We start from the raw sequence: 19,933 nt of genomic DNA, 5'->3' as shown, positions 1-19,933 counted from the left end.
AAGCTGGTGGCATAGCTAATTTATGCTAAAAGCCTCGATAAAACGGCAAACGATAGTATAGGTGCTATAGCCGGTGACTATGCCAGATAAACCACTAGTCCAAGGGGTATTTGATATTAGATTTTTTTAAAGCCCAAGAAGTAAATGAGCAAACAGGATACAGTAATATGCCTTGGCCGGGAATTTAATTCCGAAGAAGAACGGAGAGAATACTTTCGCAATGAATTAAGAGCGAAACTTCCCGAATTAAAGAAGATAGAAGGCTTTCCTATTGGTGACGATGAAGACATCATTAATCTGAGCGATCCTCCATACTATACGGCGTGCCCAAATCCTTGGTTAAATGATTTTATTGGTGAATGGGAGAATGAGCAGAGTAATATCAACGAAAGACAGGAAAACTTTCATGTTGATGAACCCTATGCCAGTGATGTAAGCGAAGGGAAAAACAATCCTATCTACAACGCCCATAGCTATCATACAAAAGTACCGCATCCGGCAATAATGCGGTATATCCTACACTACACTCAACCGGGAGATACCGTTTTCGATGGATTCTCAGGCACCGGTATGACTGGAGTAGCAGCTCAGCTTTGTGAAAATCCCGATCCGGAAACTAAATATGTAATCGAAAAGGAATTTCGAGATTCCGGTTTAGGCAGTCCTGTGTGGGGCCCGCGCAATGCTATTCTGGGGGATCTTTCCCCGGTCGCCTCTTTTATTTCTTATAACTATAATACCTCAACTGACAATTATGTCTTCGAAGATCAGGCTCGTTATCTTTTAAATGAAATTGAGACGGAATGCAATTGGATGTATGAGACCAAACACACTAATGGCTCAAAAGGTATAATTGACTATACCCTTTGGAGTGATGTTTTTACCTGTCCTGATTGCAACGGAGAAATTATCTTTTGGGATGCAGCTATAGATAAAGAAATAGGGGAAGTTCGAGATGAATTTCATTGTCCTCATTGTAATTCACTTCATTCCAAACGTACTCTTGAAAAAACCTGGGTAACTCTTTATGACGATAGCTTAACTGAAACAATTCGCCAAACCAAAACGGTGCCAGTATTAATTAATTATAGAGTAGGCAATAAGCGATTTGAAAAAAAACCAGACTCTGATGATTTATTACTAATCCAAAAGATCGATGCGCTAAAAGTCCCGTACAACATTAAAGCAAATGAGCTTCCAATAGGCTATAATACAGAGCAACCTAAAAGGTCCAATGGCATTACTCATGTTCATCATTTTTTTACCAAAAGAAACTTATGGTGTGTATTAAGTTATATAAACAAGAATAAGAATGTGAGAAATCTCTTTCTTGTCACCGCAATCACTTCAGATGTGTCAAAGATGGCCAGGTTGAAAGTTGGATATTATTTCAAAGGTGGCGGTGGACCCTTTATTCCAGGTCTTGCAGGAACCTTATATATCCCCAGCCTTTCAGTAGAAAAAAGGGCGCTATTTGCTCTTGAGAATCGCCTAAAAACAATAAGCTCATCGTTACCAAAATTAAAAGGGCATCGAGGAATTACCTTGACGGGTTCAGTAAGCGACATGAAAACGCTAAACTCATCGTCCATAGACTACATTTTCACGGACCCCCCATTTGGTGCAAATATTATGTACTCAGAGCTAAACTACATTTCAGAAGGTTGGTTGCGGGTAAAAACAAATAATCGATCGGAAGCTATTGAAAATAAATCGCAGGGCAAGTCGCTTTTAGACTATCAAAGCATTATGACGAAATGCTTCGAAGAGTATTACAGAGTTCTTAAACCGGGTAAATGGATGACGGTTGAATTCAGCAATACAAGTGCAGCGGTATGGAATGGAATCCAAACAGCAATTCAGAAAGCTGGTTTTGTAATCGCCAATGTCGCAGGGTTGGATAAGAAACAGGGCAGCTTCAAGGCCGTAACAACACCAACCGCTGTCAAGCAAGACTTAGTTATCAGTTGTTACAAGCCATCAGAATCATTCGAGCAAAAGTTTACAACAACGCAAAGCTCAATTGCTGTTTGGGATTTCGTCTCCGAACATCTAAGCCACCTTCCTGTCTATTTAAAAAATGAAAATAGCTCAACAGCCATCATTGAACGTGCCCCAAAAGCCCTATTTGACAGGTTAATTACATTTTACTTGATGCGCGGATTATCTGTTCCAATAGATGCAAAGGACTATCAAGAAGGATTAAAGCAAAGATATGTTGAAAGAGATGGAATGTATTTTACCTCAGAGCAAGCTGCTATATATGATGACAAAAAAGCCCGGTCTCCAAAGTTTGTCCAATTATCACTAATAGTCACAAGTGAATCGGATGCAATTGAATGGTTAAAAGACAGACTGCGCAAACAAGGTCAGAAATACCAGGACATAATGCCTGAGTTTCGAAAAGCAACACAGTCGCTTCGCAAAGGCGATACACTACCAGAGTTGCAGGATATCCTGAATGAAAATTTCATCCAGGATGCCGACGGTAAGTGGCGTACGCCTAATCCTAATGAAGCAAAAGATAGGGAAACGTTGCGAACCAAAATACTGCTGAAAGAATTTGGTACTTACATAGCTGCAATTAATCAGCCTAAAGCCAAGAAATTGAAAGAAGTCCGGGTTGAAGCCCTACGAGCAGGTTTCAAAATCTCCTGGGAACAGAAAGATTTTAACACCATTGTGAAATTAGGAGATATGATACCTCAGAACATTTTGCTTGAGGACGAGCAATTGTTGATGTACTACGATATAGCTAAAGATAGGGTCTAAGATTTAGCCATGAGAATAAATAAAATTCATATACAGAATTTTAGAGGAATTCAGGATTTGGAGCCGGAACTCAATCCACATTGAAACCGGTTTGATTTTAAAAGAAGTAAATGAGCAAGCAGGAAAAATTAATATGCCTTGGTAAAAAATTCAACTCTGAAGAAGAACGGAGAGAATACTTTCGTAATGAACTACGAAAGAAACTTCCTGAATTAAAAAAGCTAGAAGGCTTTCCTATTGGTGAAGATGACGACATTATTAACCTGAGCGATCCTCCCTACTATACTGCTTGCCCTAATCCATGGTTAAATCATTTTATTGCTGAGTGGGAAGAGGAGAAAGAGCACATTAAAACAAGAAAGAAGGATTTCGAAATTGACGAGCCGTATGCCAGCGATGTAAGTGAGGGTAAAACAAATCAGATCTATGCCGCTCATAGCTACCATACAAAGGTTCCACATCCTGCCATCATGCGATATATTCTTCATTACACACAGCCGGGGGATATAATTTTAGATGGCTTTGCCGGCACAGGAATGACAGCAGTTGCCGCTATTTCGTGTGGCAACCCCGATTCAGAAACGCAGTATAAAATTGAAACTGAGTGGAAACATATTTTTGATTCATCTCCTGTGTGGGGAACAAGAAAGTCTATTGTAGGTGATCTCGCACCAGTAGCATCATTTGTTTCTTACAATTACATCAACCCTGTCAATCTTGAAGATTATGAAATGGAAATCAGGAGAATCATTTCATCCTTTGACGAAAAGCTTGGTTGGATGTATGAGACAAAGCATACAAATGGCAAAGTGGGCAAAATCAATTATGTGGTATGGAGTGAGATGCTAGCCTGTCCAAATTGTAATCATGAATTGTCATTTACGGAAGAGTTCTACGAGCCAGAATCTAAAACTGTGTCAGATGTAATAAAGTGTCCTTCTTGCTCAACTGAGCTAACGAAGGAGTCTTGTACTTTATTATTTGAAACAACTTTTGATAAGGCCATAGATAAAGCCGTAAGAAAACCCAAACGTTATCCATATTTAATTAACTATAATTACAGTAGCTCCAATTACACCAAGAAACCTGATGAGTTTGATTTTTCTGTTCTTAAAAGAATTGAAGAATTAGACTTCCCTGAGCATGCCCCGCACTTTAAGCTGCCGGACATTCAAATGGCAAAAGTTGGCAGGGTTAAAACCACTAATATTGAATATATCCACGATTTCTTCCTGAAGAGAGCTTTTCATTCGCTCGCCTTTTTATGGGAAGCGACTTTAAAAGTTGCCGATAAAAGGACGCAAGCTTTTCTTCAATTCACGTTTGAACAAATGGTATGGGGGATTTCTTTGCTGAACAGGTTTCGACCAACTGGATTCTCTCAAGTCAATCAATATTTATCGGGGGTTTTTTATGTAGCATCGCATACCTCTGAAATCAGTCCTGATTATTTAGTGCAGGGGAAGTATAAAAGATTAATTAAAGCATTCTCCCAATACAAATCCAAACAAGGGAGTTCCCTGAATTATTGTGGTGATTGTTCATTCCTGAATGTAAAGCCGAATAGCATTGACTACATTTTTACGGACCCTCCTTTTGGTGAAAATATTTACTACTCCGACTTAAATATTTTAATTGAGGCGTGGCATAAAGTACTTACTAACGCTAAGAATGAAGCAATTATTGATAAAGCCAAAAGCAAGACAATCTTTGAGTATCAACTCTTAATGGAGGCTTGTTTTAAGAAGTATTTTGAAGTTCTAAAGCCAGGGAAATGGATGACGGTAGAATTTAGTAATACAAGTGCCGCTGTATGGAATGGAATTCAAATGGCACTTCAAAAGGCAGGGTTTGTGATTGCTAATTTAGCTGCATTGGATAAAAAGCAAGGCACGTTCCAGGCTGTAACCTCACCAACCGCTGTAAAGCAAGACCTTGTAATAAGTTGCTATAAGCCGTCATCTGAATTTGAGACTAAATTTAAGACAATCCATGGAGAAGTGGTCGTTTGGGATTTTGTTTCCGAACATCTTCATCACCTCCCCGTTCACTTAAAGAAACTCAATACCACTACTGCTATCATTGAAAGAAGCCCCAAGATCATTTTTGATCGACTTATATCCTTCTATTTAATGCGCGGTTTTCCTGTTCCGATTGACGCAAAAGATTTTCAAGAAGGACTTAAACAAAGATATGTTGAACGGGATGGCATGTATTTTACCAAAGAGCAAGCAGCAGAGTATGATGAGAAAAAAGCCAGGGCTCCAGAATTTGTTCAATTGTCTTTGATCGTTACCAATGAGTCAGATGCAATTGAATGGTTAAAAGAAAGGCTACGGAAGACTAAACAAAAATATCAAGACATCACAAATGATTGGAAGATCGCCACACAAGCTTTACGAAAAGGTGACTTGCTGCCAGAGTTGCAAGATATTCTAAATGAAAGCTTCATTCTAGATTCAGATGGCAAGTGGCGTACTCCTAACCCCAACGAAGCAAAGGATAGAGAAGCCCTGCGCACCAAAGTATTACTGAAAGAGTTCGCCACCTACGTAACTGCCGTTAGCCAGGCAAAAGCCAAGAAATTAAAAGAGGTTCGGGCCGAAGCACTCCGTGCAGGTTTTAAAAATTCCTGGGAGCAAAAAGATTTTAGCACCATTGTAAAATTGGGGGATTTGATTCCCCAAAATATTTTGTTTGAAGACGAGCAATTGTTAATGTATTACGATATAGCTAAAGATAGGGTTTAATCTATGCCTTGTATTTTATATAGAGCCGTTACGCAACGAGAGTATGATGATATTATCGCCCTGGGCAACAAATTCAGGTGTACGGATCGCTCATTGGAAGCGAAGCAGTTTGCGATCAACGAATCTTGCGGTCATTACTATGGAAAGGAAATTGTAATGCGCATCGATAAGGTTCAATATATTCTAATTCAAGTTGTATTGAGTATCGACCTTTTCTGCTCAGATGTTATGCAGCTTGACGATTGTAAGGCAGTAAGCGTCGATAAAAGAAATTTAGACGAATTCAATAATGCTATAGTGGGCCTCACACCAGTTAATTTGAACTAAGCATGAAGATACGAGCTACATTAACACTAAAAGCAACGCAAGAAGGTGGGAGAGAAAAACCTATTCTTTCAGGATACCGGCCCACATTGCGGGCAGGAATGATCGGTAGCTCAGATTGTGTAGTTACAATCCTGAACAGGACAAGCATCGAACCAGGAGGATCAGGAAGCGTAGATATTAAAATACTACATCCAGAAAAAGTAAAAACCATCAAGGAAGGTAATGCCTTTACGCTCACCGAAGGATTGAAAGAAATTGCTAACGGATCAATATCCACCATTCAAACGTATGCTTTTGCAGAAGGTGATATTGTTATGTTTAATGGCGAAGAAGCTGAAGTGTTGGAGGTTAAAAAGGTTTTTGGCGTTGAGAAAGCCAAAATTAAACTTCTAAAGAGTGATAAGATCACAGAGACCAAACTCAACCAACTGGAGGAAGTTACGGCAATATTTTCTGATTCAAAGATAAGTTACCTGGCTGTAGCCGCTAAAATCAGATCGGAGATATTCAACCAGGCAATGCTTGCCCCGTTGGAGAGCAATATCATTCCATTGCCACACCAGATTTTAGCGTTAGAGAAAGTTATGTCTGGTCAGTATCTGCGCTTCCTGATGGCAGATGAGGTCGGCATGGGTAAAACAATTGAAACAGGATTAGTACTGAAGGAACTAAAATTAAGGGGAATCGTAAAACGAAGTTTGGTTATTGTCCCAAAATCGGCAATGGGTCAATGGCATCAGGAAATGAAAAGGCATTTCAACGAGACGTTTCATATCTATGACACTGACTACATAAACACGATAAGTAGAACATTCTCTCGTCTCGATGCCGATAACGAAATAAATCTCTTTGCCCAGCATAATCAAATAATTGTCTCAATGGATGCTCTAAAACCTCTCGAACACAGACAGGGCTGGAGTAAAAGGCAAGTGGAACAATACAATAAGCATCGTATTCAAAATGTTCTGGAAGCCGAATTTGATTTGCTTGTTATTGACGAGTGCCACAAGGTGGGCGGTAGCAATACCCAGGTGGGTCGCCATCAAATGGCTAGTGTGTTATGCAACGCCATTCCGAATGTACTTCTGCTGTCAGCAACGCCCCATCGCGGAAAAAGTGATCACTTTAGAAGAATTTTACAACTACTCGATGCCGACGCTTTTGCAGGAGAAGGCATGCCCTCCATCAAAGAGTTAGAACCGTATGTTGTACGCACAGAAAAGCGGCAGGCAATTGATTACAGTGGCAAACCATTATTTAAAAAGCGCCATACCTTCAAAATCGAAGTACCCTACGAGGTTCATCATTTAAAGCAGAGAAAACTGTATGAAGACGTGACCGAATATGTTGTCACGGGCTTCAATATGGCCAAGGAAACCAAAAATAACTCGTATGGCTTTGTTATGCTGCTATTCCAACGAATGATGAGCAGCTCCACGCAGGCAATTCTTGATGCCATGCAAAAACGGGCCGAACGACTATCAGGAGAAAGGGCGAATGTAAACGAAGAAAGTGTCATCAATAACCTGGAAGAATATGGTTACGAAGGTCAATTGGAAATGGACTATGAAGAGAAGATATTCTCAATACTGGAGCAAACGCAGGGGAATTATGATACAGAGCTTACACATCTGCGAGGGCTAATTCAAAAGGCTAAGGATTGCTTGTCAACCGAGACCGATGCCAAAGTCGATTATCTTCTTGCAAAACTTTTGGATCTTAAGAAAACCGAGAATAATCCTGATGTAAAATTCCTATTATTCACGGAGTTCACCAGTACACAATTTATGCTTCAAAAAATCCTGCGTGAAAAAGGAGGCTACCTGTGTGATGCGATCAATGGATCGATGGATTTCGACCAGCGAGTTGACGCGTTGAAGCAATTTAAAGACACTACACAAATCCTAATTTGTACGGACGCAGCGGGTGAGTCACTGAACATGCAGTTTGCACATATTGTCATCAACTACGACATGCCCTGGAACCCAATGATTGTCGAGCAAAGAATTGGTCGCGTAGATCGGATCGGTCAGGATCACGAGGTACTTGCATATAACATGATGCTTGATAACTCGGTTGATAAAAGAGTTTACGAAGTGGTAGAAACCAAGCTGTCTCAGATCATGAAAGAGCTGGGTATTGACAAGACTTCCGATGTTCTTGACAGTACACTTGAACGCGACAAAATCAGTAAGTTATATCTGACGTCACTACTCGATCCGGCGAGATTTGAACAGGAAGGTAAAAATTGGCTGGAAGACATAAAAAATAAACTGAGGGACTATAAAATAACAGAAAGCGCGCTCCCCACACTTTCCTCTGAAGACATCACCGTCGATAAGGTGGAAGCCATCAAACACAGTCCGCTGCCGAAGTGGCTACAAACCATTACAGTAAACTATTTGCGAACAAAGGGAATTATGTATCAAAATTTACTAAATGGACTAAAATTCAAATTCCCAGGATACAAGGAAACTATTTACACCTTCGATATAAAGGCAAGCGTGAATAATCCAATACCTGAGCCAATTTCTTTGCAACATGAAATTATACAAAATATATTAAAAGAAGCATTGCCGTTTAATGAAGGGCAGCAACTGCCCGTTGTAAAAATCAAGCAAGGAAGAACGAGTGGAGGGCTATGGTCCTTGTGGTTGCTGGAAGTGAAGAATAATTTTGAGACAAAGCACATTGTTCAGCCAATGTTTACTTCAAATGATGGCGAAAATTTTCCTCCGTTTGCACAAAGTATTTGGGACAAGCTGATTCAAGAAAATGATTTCTTTGATTGCATCGGAACGCTCCCAGCTGAAGACTCAATTGAATTGTTTCGCCATCTATCAGAGAAAGCAGAGGAATTTCTTTTGGCCAAATTTGAAGAGTTTCAAAAAATAATACTTCACAATACCGATAAAATTAAGAGCGACAAGGAAAAATCATTTGTATTCCAGGAGAAGCAATTAAGACGCATTGGAATTGAGAATATTAAACAATCGCGTTTAAACCGTCTCTATAGGGAAAAAGAGACAATGGAAGGGTCCTTTCATTTATCAAGCCAAATTGTGCCCTCCTTGTCATGCCTTTTAATGTTGAACGTTGTCAATGAGTAACTGGATAGATAAGTTCAAGATTCTGGCAATCTCTACCCATAAGCAGCACATCATTGTGGCTGACCGGGACAACTTATTTGAGTATCTGGAACTAAGGAAAGCATTCGAAAATGAAGGTTATGCTATAATTGTCTCAAAAACTGATTTGGACGTACGTGTTCAGTTTGAGTTGCAAGTCCGTGAGTCTGTGAATAGATTTCTAATTGTAGCACCGGCAAATTATCGGCCATTGCCCGACTTAGAAATGCAAGTTCATTTTCAGTCAGTAGGGTTGGCTCAACTGTTTCTTAACCTGGATGCAAAAGCAATAAAAGGATTGAGCTTTAATGCGTTGAGTTTGTTATCCAACATCAAGCACTATGATAAGTTAAGTTATGACAAAAGCGTAAAATTTCTTTTAGAAAACCTTTATAGCGTAGACTTCGATATTCTAACAAAGAGTAAAGCAAAAGAACGGATTCTTAATGCTTTGATTACCGTGCTTCTTGAGAAAAATGGCGTTAACAACGCGGTAGTCGATTTTCTTACCGGTTTTTCAAAACCCTATTTTCCTGGCCTCATATCAAAGGGCCTGACAAAAACGAATCTATTAAAATTCATACAGGAACAGTGGGAGTTGTTTGTAGAAAGCAAAAGCCCGTTGCTGGACTTTAATGAAGCACTTCTCAATAGAAGTTTAGGATATTTATTTGCGTTCGAATATTTAAAGCCGGTGAAGGTATTACCAGCGAATTACGAATCATTTCACAAGGCACTTAAAATTGGAGTATACGTTGACGAGCATGGTCAAAATGACAATGAATTAGAAGGACTGATCGAATATCTAAAACAACAACTTGAATTGATAGAAGACATCGCCGATCAATGGTTCAAAACCATCCAGATATTGTCAAATGCGAAAATCAGGTATTTGATTTCAAAAAACAGTGATCTGAAAGATCGCTATTCACAACTGGAAAATGCTTTTAACAATCGGTTCCAGCGATTTATCGAAAACACCTATGGAAGCCTGTTCTCTCTAAGCGGTGTTAGAAAACCTGTAGTAGTTTCAAGAATTCTGGAACATATCAAAGCGAAGCCGGCAAAAAAGAAAGCCTTATTGGTTATTGATTGCATGAGTTATTGGCAATGGACTCTATTATCGAATGCCTTAGCCAATGCAGGAGTTGAATATTCATCAAACGCATCGTTGGCATTTATCCCAACGATAACAGCATGGTCGAGACAAGCTATTTTTAAAGGCGAGAAGCCAGATTTGAATGATGACAATTCAAAGGAGAGTAAAATGTTTGAGAGTTTTTGGCTGAGACAGGGTGCACCTGCTTACCAAATTCATTATCAGAAGTTTAGTGTTAATGAGCCATTGTCTGCAAAGGATATTTCAGATGATGTAACTTTATTGGGCCTGGTGTGCAACGACCTTGATAACATCATGCATGGTTCAATTCTAGGGAATGATCATTTGAAGGTTTCAACTGAGCAATGGATTGAAAAATCAGGTATTGTAAAACTTATTTTGGATTTTAAGGTTCAGGGTTTTGAAATCTATATAACGGCTGATCACGGAAATGTAGAAGCTAAAGGGGTTAAGAACCTGAATCTTGAAGAGAAAGTGGGATCATTAAGCCGCAGTAAACGGCATTTGCATTTTACTAGCGAAAGATTACTTGAAAATTTCAAGACGCTAAATCCATCTCTTCCGGTAGGAACAAGGGGATTCTCAGTTTACCTAAAGAACGATGAAGCCTTTACCTTGAAAAACAAGCAAGTAATCACACATGGCGGTTCTCATTTTTGGGAAGTAATTGTACCATTTATCAGTATTTAATGCGTAGCAAAGCAAAATATATCGGACTAAACCAACGGATTCCATTTGAGGTTCTGGATGCAGGAATTAACTTCTATCTTACAAAAGGCAGGATTGACAAGGACTATCTTCGCGAAAGAATCCAGGAATTTACTTCTGGATCCAACCGAGCCAACAAGGCTACACTTTATTTACTGCAGATTTTAAACCGTCAGCAGGATATACTCGATCACCTGAAAGAATATTTGCGAGATGTGCCCTACAGTAGCTTGCAAAAGGATGACAAAAGAGCTTTGAGCCTCTGTTTAATAAGCCTGACCTACCCGATCGCCTATGATTTACTTGTTGCGCTTGCCCAGGGTTTTAAAGTTCAGGATCAAATCAACAAGAAATTTATTAATGAAAAATTGATGGCAATTTACGGAAGCAATCGTACAGTGAATATAGCGATCGATGCCTTGCTGCCTATGATAATCGAACTGAAAACAATAAAGCGAGATAGAATGAGCATCTACTCTATGTGCTCGAATTTAGAAGTGAGGAATAAATTTATTTCTGAATTAGTAACCTATACGGATATAAAGCTCTCAGGCTCGAAATCGATTTTGATTGATGATTTGAATTTCAGACCCTGGTTTTCTTATTTCGAAGTGCCACCATCAAGATCTTTGCAAAATGGAGTATTGATTCATAAGAAGGATAGTTCAGTCGGGAAAGGATATTTAACGATAAAGATTTGATTTAGAGAATCCTGGCAATTCAAAGCGTTAGCCGTCTCATGGCTTGCAATTTTGCCGTTTACTACCCGAATAGGGTATTGCGTCGTGGATGCACTTTCCCTTTTTTTGACGCTGATTTTTGACTTTATCGTATACTTCTTCAAAACGTAAACCCTGATGAGAAAAAACTTTTACTCACTACTTATGGGTGTCGCATCGCTATGCAGTGCTTGTAATTTTAGCGTAGGCACAAACACAGACCTCACTACTGGATTATCATATTCCTATAACGGATTCAGAGCCGAACGTGTAATACTGGTCGGCCCCGACAACGCTGACATGGACAACAATCAGGTAGTGCTGAATTCGCAGGTTACAATCCTTGTAGAAGGCCTTTCCAACTACGAATTGAAGAATGGAAAGGCTTTTCCGGGGATGGCAATGACTGTGACGGATAAAGCTGGCGTCGCCGTGATCAGCGAAGCAGATTTGTTTTCCGAAGGAAAAGAAGGCTATTCCCCTGCCGATGCTTCGTCTCTACGCAGCATCGTTACCGTTGCCCAACCCATGGTTTCCGGTGAAACGTATCATGTAAAAATACGGGTATGGGACAAGATAAAACCTGAAAACGAACTGACAGCCGAAGTGGATCTGAAAGTTAAGTAACATTTTGGATCGTGCTTGCGATTATTTGAGCACTTGCACCCAGCCCTTGTATTGTTTACCCGAACTGCACGGCGATTTGTAAGAGAGGACCCAGAAATATACGCCGGAGCTTGTGTCGGCGGCATTCCAGGGGGGGCTTCCATTGTTTCCCGACCAGATTTCTTCCCCATAACGATTGAGCACACGGAGGTAATACTGGTCTACACCTTCGGCATAGATTTCAAAGCTATCGTTCCATTGATCACCGTTGGGGCTGAAAACGTTTGGCACAAATATACTGTCACCGGGAATCTTCCAGGCTACCAGCTCCGTGCTTTCGAATGAGCAACCATGACTCTCGATTTGCAGCTTGAATGTCCCCGATTCTTGAATTGCCTCCGAAAATGATCCTATGCTTTCCCGAATGATCTCGGGCGAACTATTTACATAGCTGAACCAACTATAGCGCGCGCCGGGAATCGCCTCTGCCGTGAGATGAAGGGGCCGGTCGGCACAAAATGAAATAGAGTCGAATGCCGGAGCAACCTGAGGCCGGAAGGGAGGAGCGGCAAGCTGATAAGTAGCCGTCGTAGAGCACGCACCTTCTGATACCGCTACGCTGTAAAAACCGAAGGCGTCCGCAAGAAGTTGCGGGCTCTTACTCTCTGCGGCCACCAGATCGTCGGGGCCGGTGCCAAAGAACCAGGTATATTGTGCATGCGGCACGGCGGGCACCGTTAATAGCGTTGTTCCTTTGTAGCAAAATGAGCCGACATTGTCTGGTTCAATGGCGATGGTCGGCAAGGAGGAGACACTCGCTTCTACGAGGTCTTTGTATTCACAGCCTGGCAATGGAGTGACGGCATAGTAAAACGTGTGCACACCTGGACTTGCCTTTTTCGGATCGAACAACCCGGAAGGTGATACGCCAGGTCCAGACCAGGTTCCCAACGGGTAATTGCCCGTGAGCTGGTAAGGATCATCGCCGACACATACCGAAAAATCGTTTCCGCCTTGAGGGTAGAGGTCGCCTACCCAAACGGTACCGGAGGCCGCCGCGCAGCTGCCGGTTACGTCTACTGTATAGTATCCTGGCTCGTCAGCATCTATAGCGGCGGTATTTTTGGCCAGATCGGTAGAGGGACCACCATCTTCGCTGTAAGACCAGGCGTAGCCAAATTTATCGCGTTGTGGTGTCTCGAGTCGCACCGTTGGATTGCCGCAAAAGTACAGGCTGTCGCGTCCGATAAGGGCCATCGGGTCGGCAACTTCCGCCACGTTAATCAGCAACGTATTCGCTGCGCTGCATCCGTCTACTGTATAGCGTATCGTATGCGGCCCCATTCCAGCCAAAGAAGGATCAAAAATACCGTCGGATGAATTGGCGAAACCAGGACCCTCCCACACACCTCCCGGGGGCGTAGCGGTAAGCTGTATAGCGACTTCGTTTTCACACACCACACCGTGCAGCGGGTTGAGGAAGGGATACTCAGTATATACATACACCGACCCTGCATCAACGCTGTTCTGATTATCATCGGCAATGGCCCCGATCATGACATATCCCGACACACTCTCTACCGATGATCCGAAATAGTCGGACAGGGCCGATCCGGATTCATCACCCTGGATCGTAGCATCCGGCAATTTATACTTCCAGCCATCCGCCGGTTTCTGATAGAAATATACCTTGCCCGGTCCCGGGTTCGCCGATCCGTTGGTAGTCCAATAGTTCTGCGGGGCGCCGACGATGGCGTAGCGGTCTTCGATATGAACAGACACGCCCATGCACGCGTAAGCGACCTGGTTCGGTACGGTAAGCTTTGCCTTTTCGTAGATCAGGCCGGTCCATCCGTTCTGCGGTTTTTCGAAAATGTAGGCTGCTCCCTTGAAATACTCTACCGTATTGAAAATCGTGCCGTCGAACCAGCCGGGCGCGCCGACAATGATTTCAGATCCATCGTCTGTCATATCGAGGCTTTCGCCAAAAGAAATACCGGGCAGGTAACCGGTGCTGCCATTGTCGGAAGGCATCAGTATGCCTGTTTCCGTCGCATCCTTCCACCGGGCGCCGGCTTTTGTATACATGAAAACATAGTTTCTATCAAACATCCAGCCGCGGGTAGAACCACCGGATATCGCGATCACGCTGTCGCGGATACAAATCGATGTACCGAAATTATTGACATTATCGCGAAATGAAGGGTTGAGCGTTGCTTCGAGCACGGCATTATCGTCGGTGAGGTTGAATATAAAAACCGATCCTGTGTTGGGACGGGAGTTTTCCTCATAACGACCAACCGCCAGGTAGGGATAGGCGAGCTCAACTTCCAGGCCGAAGTAATCATCTTCGCTGTCATTGCCGACCTCCCAATAGTCGATTTTTCCTTCGCTGTGTATAATCTTATAGGACTCGTGCATGTTTGCCCAGCCGGAGGTAGGCCTTTTGAATATATAGACGGCACCCAGATCAAAATCGACGATCTTACCGGTTTCATCGCGATAGCTCTTTCCGGAAGACCCTATGGCAATGTAATCACCACTGATCGATATGCTTCGCCCAAAACCATCATAAGGTTCGCCATCCGACTGTGTCAGTATGGCAATCTTTTTCCATTGGTAATTCTCCAGCCGATACACGTATACCGCGCCCGCACCTGTTCGGTTGACATTGTCGTAGGGAGATGCTACAATAGCAATATCTCCATCGATGTCTATGTCGTATCCAAAGAAGTAATCGGTGGCCGTTGTTGGCATATAGAGAAAGGAATGCGTATCGAAATTAACGCCCGCTGGCCAGCCGGCTGCCGGCCGAACAAATTCATAGACTGCTGGTTCGGCCGGAACGATCGGTGTGTCGCGGTCCTGCGTTACCTGAGAGGGCGCGGACACGAGCACGTGGCCGTTGGCGGCGCAAAGATTCCAACCAAATTGTTTTTGCAGGTGAAAATCTGTATTCGATAGTGTCCCTACAGGAGCGGCCAGGGTCCATTCATCATTTGTGTCGGGTGTAAATATTTCTACCTGCGGGCCGCCGCCAGAATACAGATAAGGCTCATCGAACCGCAGCGTCTGGTAAAACGCCTGCGACGTTCCTGATCCAAGGTACACCTGTGACGCTGTCATGTCTGCCCAACCGGTAGCAGGTTTTTGATAAACTTCTATACCTCGGCTTCCACTGGTTGGCCCCCAGATTATTTGAGACACAAAAATGGTGCTCCGCGATTCATCAATGCACAGTCCATGGCCGAGATAGGCGATCGACTCTTGCCCAGAACTTTCCGTCAGCCGTGCCACGGGATATGTATCCACCCAGGCAGTGCCGGCGCTTTTTTCAAAAACATAGGTCGCTCCAATCGCTGTATAGTTCGCGGAGCGTACCTCTTCATCAGCTACTACCACGGCCATATTTTCGGCAATGGCTACATTACTCCCGAATGTCGAAGCCCGTGTGTGTGGTGTTTTGAACGTGGCGATTTGCGTCCAGCTGTTTCCCTGCAACTCAAAAAGGAATGCTGCCCCGGCATTAACATTATTTTCATTGACGGTGGCGGGAGCTCCGACCAAAAGCTTATTCCCGAATATATCCATCGAAGCGGCAAAGCGGTAGGTATAGGGATGCACGGGAGTAAGCGTGGAAGTTTCCACCATGTCGTGCCAGCCCGTGGGTGGTTTTTCATAAATATACACCGCTCCAATGTTTCCACCCCCGTTGTTTCTACCAGGATCTGCCACGAAAATCCTGTCGTCCTGAATCAGAACCTGGTTGCCGAAATTTTGATACTCCCGGTGATCCGAGGCGGTGAGCGATGCGATCTTTTCCCAGTTGCCATTTTTAAATTCAAAAACATATACCACACCCGATGATGATCGGAGTGTATCACTCCCGGGCGCGCCCACCACGGCAATATTATCTTCGTAATCAACGGATTGACCAAATCGCTCGGATGTATTGAATGCCTTGGTCGGCACCAGTTTTTTGGGGTTTACCCAGCACTGTGGAAATGTGGCCAGGGAACACGAGACAAGGGCCGCGCAGAGGATGCATCGCAGCAACGGTAGAACAGGTGACATAGTAGGTTGGCGTACGAACCTGAAATATACAAAAAATAGCGCATGGGAGGAATCGCCTGTGCCTTTTTAGCAGTTCACAATAAGAACTGGGCAGGATAAAGAGTCCAAATAGATTATCAGCGCTGCATCGAACTTAACATCCCTTCTCGTACATCAGCAACTGCGACGTCTGGTCCAGCAAATACATGCGGCTACCATCAAATATCGGGGGATATGTTCCGCCCGTTGACTTCACGATCATCCCGCCAATAAATGTTCCATCCGCTGGCGTCAACTGAACGAGATAGTTACCGCCGTTCGCTGTGAGCGTCAGAAATAAACAGCCTTGATGAAACACCAATCTACAGAAGGAACTGATGTTGCTATATACTATAGCACATTTTACCGAGGGTCAACCGTAGCCCTTACCCCTTCTTCTTCCCCTTCGATTTGTTCTTCTGTTGACCTGGCGCATACGGTGCAGCAGACTTGCTACCGGTAGCCTTTTTCATCTGCCCGGGAGGTGGATTCGTTACTTTTTTCGCCTGGCCTGGCGGAACTTTACTAGTACCGCACGATGAGAGGACAAGCACAATCAAAACAGCAAAGAGAGACACTTTTCTCATGATTCAACCGTAATTCCAAAGCAAAGATACAGGCCCTTTAATGCAAAAGAATTAAAGGGTAAGTAATTCAGTTAAATTCAAGAAAACGGCTCTGTGGGCCCACAAAAAGGAGGCACTCATCCCTTGACTAACATTTTTATCCTGAAGTTTGTGCATGCTCGTGAGGTTTCCGTCAGTCTGCTCCCGTCGCTAACGGCACGTACATGCGCTTGTAGGGATAATAGAATTCGTATATCTCGAATAAACCGGTGGTTGATTTTTTGATGTACTCTTGCAAACCATCGTAACCATCAATTGTACCGAGGTCTAATGCCGAAATCGAAATCCTGGGGTTGGAAAAATTGCCTGTGAGAAGCGCGTTGATCACGGATGGAGTCTCCGGGAGTGCCATAGTCAGCTGTCCTTTCGGGCCGTAGAGATTCCACTGGCGGTCTGCTGTCTGGTAAGAAACGACGACGACATCTACCGTGTTGCCAGTCACGGAGCCCGTCACTTTTTTGTCGGTCAGTACAACATCAACGTCCGCAGCCAAGGGTGTAACATCCGGAAGACCTTTGTTCGCATTGTCGTAGATGTGACCTTCGTCTGTAGAGAAATATGTCGTGGAAAATAGGCCCGAAATGCTGTACCGGGGTAGCGGTATTCGATCTTGCCATCAATCACGTCAGACTGACACACAATGTACCGGTCGTCGTATTGGTTTTCGGCCACGAGGCCGACAACAGTCAACTCGCCGTCCGTATACTCGCTACTGATGTCTTTGGATACGACGGTCAACGCATTGGACACCAGTCCCAGGCTTATGGCTGTATTACCAGCGCCTGCGCTGATCCCCGGAATAAGCGCATAATGTGTCGGATATACGTCATCTTCTGCGCGTGTTATGAAAAGCTTGCTGGGGTTTTTACGTAAACGTAGGGAGGCGGTTAACGCAGCGTTGTCGCTAACAACGCTATAGTCGCCGTTCGAGGTGACCTGATAGGAAACACCCGGCAGGGCATCGGTAAAGCTTACGCTTGCGTCGCCGGCGGCCTCATCTTCACCATCGTCGGCCGGGGTCAGTACCCATTTGCCACGCTTTACTTTGCTGAAAGTTCTCAGGTCCTGGTCGTCTGCGTCAATGTACACTTCGGTCACATAGAATTCGTCGCCGATAAATTCAGACGCTTCCAGGGTGATCGATTCTCCGGCAGTATACTCGTGAGTAACGATTGTCTTGCCGTTTTCATCGGAAAGGAATATAAACCCTCGGGAACCGTCGCGTTTCAGGGCGTCGGCGGGTACCTCAATGGTGAGTAAGGTGTCATCTTGCGGCTCGCCGGGACTGTCGTCGTCGCTACACGATGTAAATACGACTAGTGTCATCATACATGCGCTGATAGTCATGACATGGAACCAGGATAGGGGGCTTGTTTTACGGAGCATCGTTCTTTTGATTGTAAATAAATTATTTCCCCAACACTTCAAAATAGTCACCCGCATTCCAGGTGGGTCGGGCAGTAGTCTGTGCCACAGAGTAGCTAATCAGGAAATTAAGCTGTACGTATTTCCTGGCCGCCGGATAATCGAAGCGGCTGCCTACCTCATCAGAAGGTTTATGGTAATTCTCGTCACGCCACTTTTTTGTGAGCGCTACGATATCCAGCCCGGGACTACTGCCCTTCGTGCCATATTTAACATGCAGGGCTGGAATGCCCTGCAATACAAAGCTGTATTGATCACTGCGGATAAAGCGGACTTCCTCCGGCATGGGGTCTTCCTGTACTTCAATACCAAGCTCATGGGCCGCGAATGCCACATCTTTTTGCAGGCTGGAATGGGCGGCGCCCAGTGGAGCTATCGACAATAGCGGAAAGATGAGCGTAGGCATATCGGTATTGACATCAGCGACAATTTGTCTCTTTGGCACGGTAGGATGACCGGCAAAATAAGCCGACCCCAATAGGCCCATTTCCTCTCCCGTGACCATTACTATTAATATCGAACGACGCGGTTTGCTGCCCATGCGTTTATAGGTCCGGGCTATTTCCAGGAGCGATGCTACGCCAGAAGCATTGTCGTGTGCACCATTGTAAATGGAATCTCCCTTGACAATCCGGCCCACGCCCACGTGGTCCAGGTGCGCGGTATGCACGACATATTCCGACTTCAATCGAACATCGCCACCGTCAATCTTACCGACAAGATTGTAGCTCTCAATATCCGTAAAACTGCTGGCATATTGAACGGAAACAGAATTCGTAAAAGCGAAAGATGAGGCCTTCGCCTGACCGATGTCTGCTATTGTTTGCGTAAAGTTTCTCTCAGAGTTCATAAATAAACGCTGCAATACCGCTCGCGGCAAGCGACCTACTACACGCAGTTCACTATTGGAACCACGGCTGTACGCGACGGTCTTTTCCGGATCCATGGCAACCGTTATTGTGCCGGTGCTGGGCGGCACCCCGGCACGCAAGTAAACCACCAGCAGGCCGATCGCTCCCTTCGACACGGCGATATTTACTTTGGAACCGATGTTAGCAAAGTGCGCATCCAGGGTAGAAGGCAAGGCAAGGACAGACGGTGTTCCTCCTATCACCACAACAATCTTGCCCTTCACATCCAGGCCGTCGTAATCCGAATATTTGCCGGGAATATCCAATCCATATCCGGCAAATACTAATGGCGCCTCGACTGCGACCGATTGTTGCAAGGCGTGGGGTGCGATAAAAATATCTTTTCCGGGAAGGAGGCTATCCATATTGCCCGATTTGTCTTTTAGTAGGACAACGGTCGATTGATAGTTAATGGTGGCCTTACGTAAGATAAGTTTCTGCGTATAACCTCCACTTTCACCGGCCGGCGACAGGCCAATTTTCTTGAATTGATCTACTACATAGTCGATCGCCATCTGATAACCAGGTTCGCCTGGTAGGCGGCCTTTGAGCTTATCGTCTGCGAGATACGTGATGTCCTTCTTTATAGCATTACTATCGACCTGCTCCAGGGCATGTCGCGCTTTTTTAGTAAGCTGTATGTCTTGTGATGACGCCCGGAAGAAAAACAAGCATAGGAAAATGGCGAGTATAGTAGAGGGTAATTTCATGCAATGAATAAATGAACACTCAAGATAGTTCTTTAAACG

11 protein-coding genes are annotated in these 19,933 nt (G+C 44.0%); 6 read left to right on the top strand and 5 right to left on the bottom strand.

What is annotated here, in order from left to right; translation table 11 throughout:
- Positions 1 to 144: 144 nt before the first annotated feature.
- From KK062_RS03620 to KK062_RS03595, 6 genes are all read left to right on the top strand, one after another.
- The gene (locus tag KK062_RS03620) at positions 145 to 2,772 is read left to right on the top strand and encodes a DNA methyltransferase (protein ID WP_254082867.1); all 2,628 of its coding nucleotides are present in this window, start codon (positions 145 to 147) and stop codon (positions 2,770 to 2,772) included.
- Positions 2,773 to 2,882: 110 nt separating this feature from the next.
- Positions 2,883 to 5,522: a DNA methyltransferase gene (locus KK062_RS03615; protein ID WP_254082866.1), complete on the top strand. Its 2,640-nt coding sequence runs from the start codon at positions 2,883 to 2,885 to the stop codon at positions 5,520 to 5,522.
- A gap of 329 nt (positions 5,523 to 5,851) precedes the next feature.
- On the top strand, positions 5,852 to 8,959 hold the full coding sequence (locus KK062_RS03610) for a helicase-related protein (protein ID WP_254082865.1): 3,108 nt from the start codon (positions 5,852 to 5,854) through the stop codon (positions 8,957 to 8,959).
- Entirely contained in the window at positions 8,952 to 10,787 is a 1,836-nt protein-coding gene (pglZ, locus tag KK062_RS03605; protein ID WP_254082864.1) for a BREX-3 system phosphatase PglZ, read from the top strand. The genes KK062_RS03610 and pglZ overlap by 8 nt, the downstream gene beginning before the upstream one ends.
- Positions 10,787 to 11,506 (top strand): hypothetical protein, encoded by a 720-nt coding sequence (locus KK062_RS03600; protein ID WP_254082863.1) that lies wholly within the window; start codon positions 10,787 to 10,789, stop codon positions 11,504 to 11,506. Before pglZ ends, KK062_RS03600 begins: the two co-directional genes overlap by 1 nt.
- A gap of 156 nt (positions 11,507 to 11,662) precedes the next feature.
- The gene (locus tag KK062_RS03595; protein ID WP_254082862.1) at positions 11,663 to 12,151 is read left to right on the top strand and encodes a hypothetical protein; all 489 of its coding nucleotides are present in this window, start codon (positions 11,663 to 11,665) and stop codon (positions 12,149 to 12,151) included.
- A 21-nt stretch (positions 12,152 to 12,172) separates the two neighbouring features.
- Here KK062_RS03595 and KK062_RS03590 read toward each other — a convergent pair whose 3' ends face one another.
- From KK062_RS03590 to KK062_RS03570, 5 genes are all read right to left on the bottom strand, one after another.
- Positions 12,173 to 16,204, bottom strand: a complete 4,032-nt coding sequence (locus tag KK062_RS03590; protein WP_254082861.1) for a T9SS type B sorting domain-containing protein — start codon at positions 16,202 to 16,204, stop codon at positions 12,173 to 12,175.
- A gap of 404 nt (positions 16,205 to 16,608) precedes the next feature.
- On the bottom strand, positions 16,609 to 16,809 hold the full coding sequence (locus KK062_RS03585; protein WP_254082860.1) for a hypothetical protein: 201 nt from the start codon (positions 16,807 to 16,809) through the stop codon (positions 16,609 to 16,611).
- 172 nt (positions 16,810 to 16,981) lie between these two features.
- Positions 16,982 to 17,341, bottom strand: a complete 360-nt coding sequence (locus tag KK062_RS03580; RefSeq protein WP_254082859.1) for a hypothetical protein — start codon at positions 17,339 to 17,341, stop codon at positions 16,982 to 16,984.
- The gene (locus KK062_RS03575) at positions 17,314 to 18,177 is read right to left on the bottom strand and encodes a hypothetical protein (RefSeq protein WP_254082858.1); all 864 of its coding nucleotides are present in this window, start codon (positions 18,175 to 18,177) and stop codon (positions 17,314 to 17,316) included. Before KK062_RS03575 ends, KK062_RS03580 begins: the two co-directional genes overlap by 28 nt.
- Positions 18,178 to 18,256: 79 nt before the next feature.
- On the bottom strand, positions 18,257 to 19,894 hold the full coding sequence (locus KK062_RS03570; protein ID WP_254082857.1) for a M28 family peptidase: 1,638 nt from the start codon (positions 19,892 to 19,894) through the stop codon (positions 18,257 to 18,259).
- Positions 19,895 to 19,933 lie beyond the last annotated feature (39 nt).

The sequence above is a fragment of the Dawidia cretensis genome (assembly GCF_018598175.1).
GTDB classification, from domain to species: Bacteria; Bacteroidota; Bacteroidia; order Cytophagales; family Cyclobacteriaceae; genus Ohtaekwangia; species Ohtaekwangia cretensis.
This window is presented reverse-complemented; position numbering and strand designations above follow the sequence as displayed.

Bases quoted from the DNA above. Each gene is read 5' to 3' on its own strand.
- KK062_RS03595 (WP_254082862.1), top strand. From the start codon at position 11,663: ATGAGAAAAAACTTTTACTCACTACTTATGGGTGTCGCATCGCTATGC.
- pglZ (WP_254082864.1), top strand. From the start codon at position 8,952: ATGAGTAACTGGATAGATAAGTTCAAGATTCTGGCAATCTCTACCCAT.
- KK062_RS03615 (WP_254082866.1), top strand. From the start codon at position 2,883: ATGAGCAAGCAGGAAAAATTAATATGCCTTGGTAAAAAATTCAACTCT.
- KK062_RS03620 (WP_254082867.1), top strand. From the start codon at position 145: ATGAGCAAACAGGATACAGTAATATGCCTTGGCCGGGAATTTAATTCC.
- KK062_RS03570 (WP_254082857.1), bottom strand. From the start codon at position 19,894: ATGAAATTACCCTCTACTATACTCGCCATTTTCCTATGCTTGTTTTTC.
- KK062_RS03600 (WP_254082863.1), top strand. From the start codon at position 10,787: ATGCGTAGCAAAGCAAAATATATCGGACTAAACCAACGGATTCCATTT.
- KK062_RS03575 (WP_254082858.1), bottom strand. From the start codon at position 18,177: ATGATGACACTAGTCGTATTTACATCGTGTAGCGACGACGACAGTCCC.
- KK062_RS03590 (WP_254082861.1), bottom strand. From the start codon at position 16,204: ATGTCACCTGTTCTACCGTTGCTGCGATGCATCCTCTGCGCGGCCCTT.
- KK062_RS03610 (WP_254082865.1), top strand. From the start codon at position 5,852: ATGAAGATACGAGCTACATTAACACTAAAAGCAACGCAAGAAGGTGGG.
- KK062_RS03585 (WP_254082860.1), bottom strand. From the start codon at position 16,809: ATGAGAAAAGTGTCTCTCTTTGCTGTTTTGATTGTGCTTGTCCTCTCA.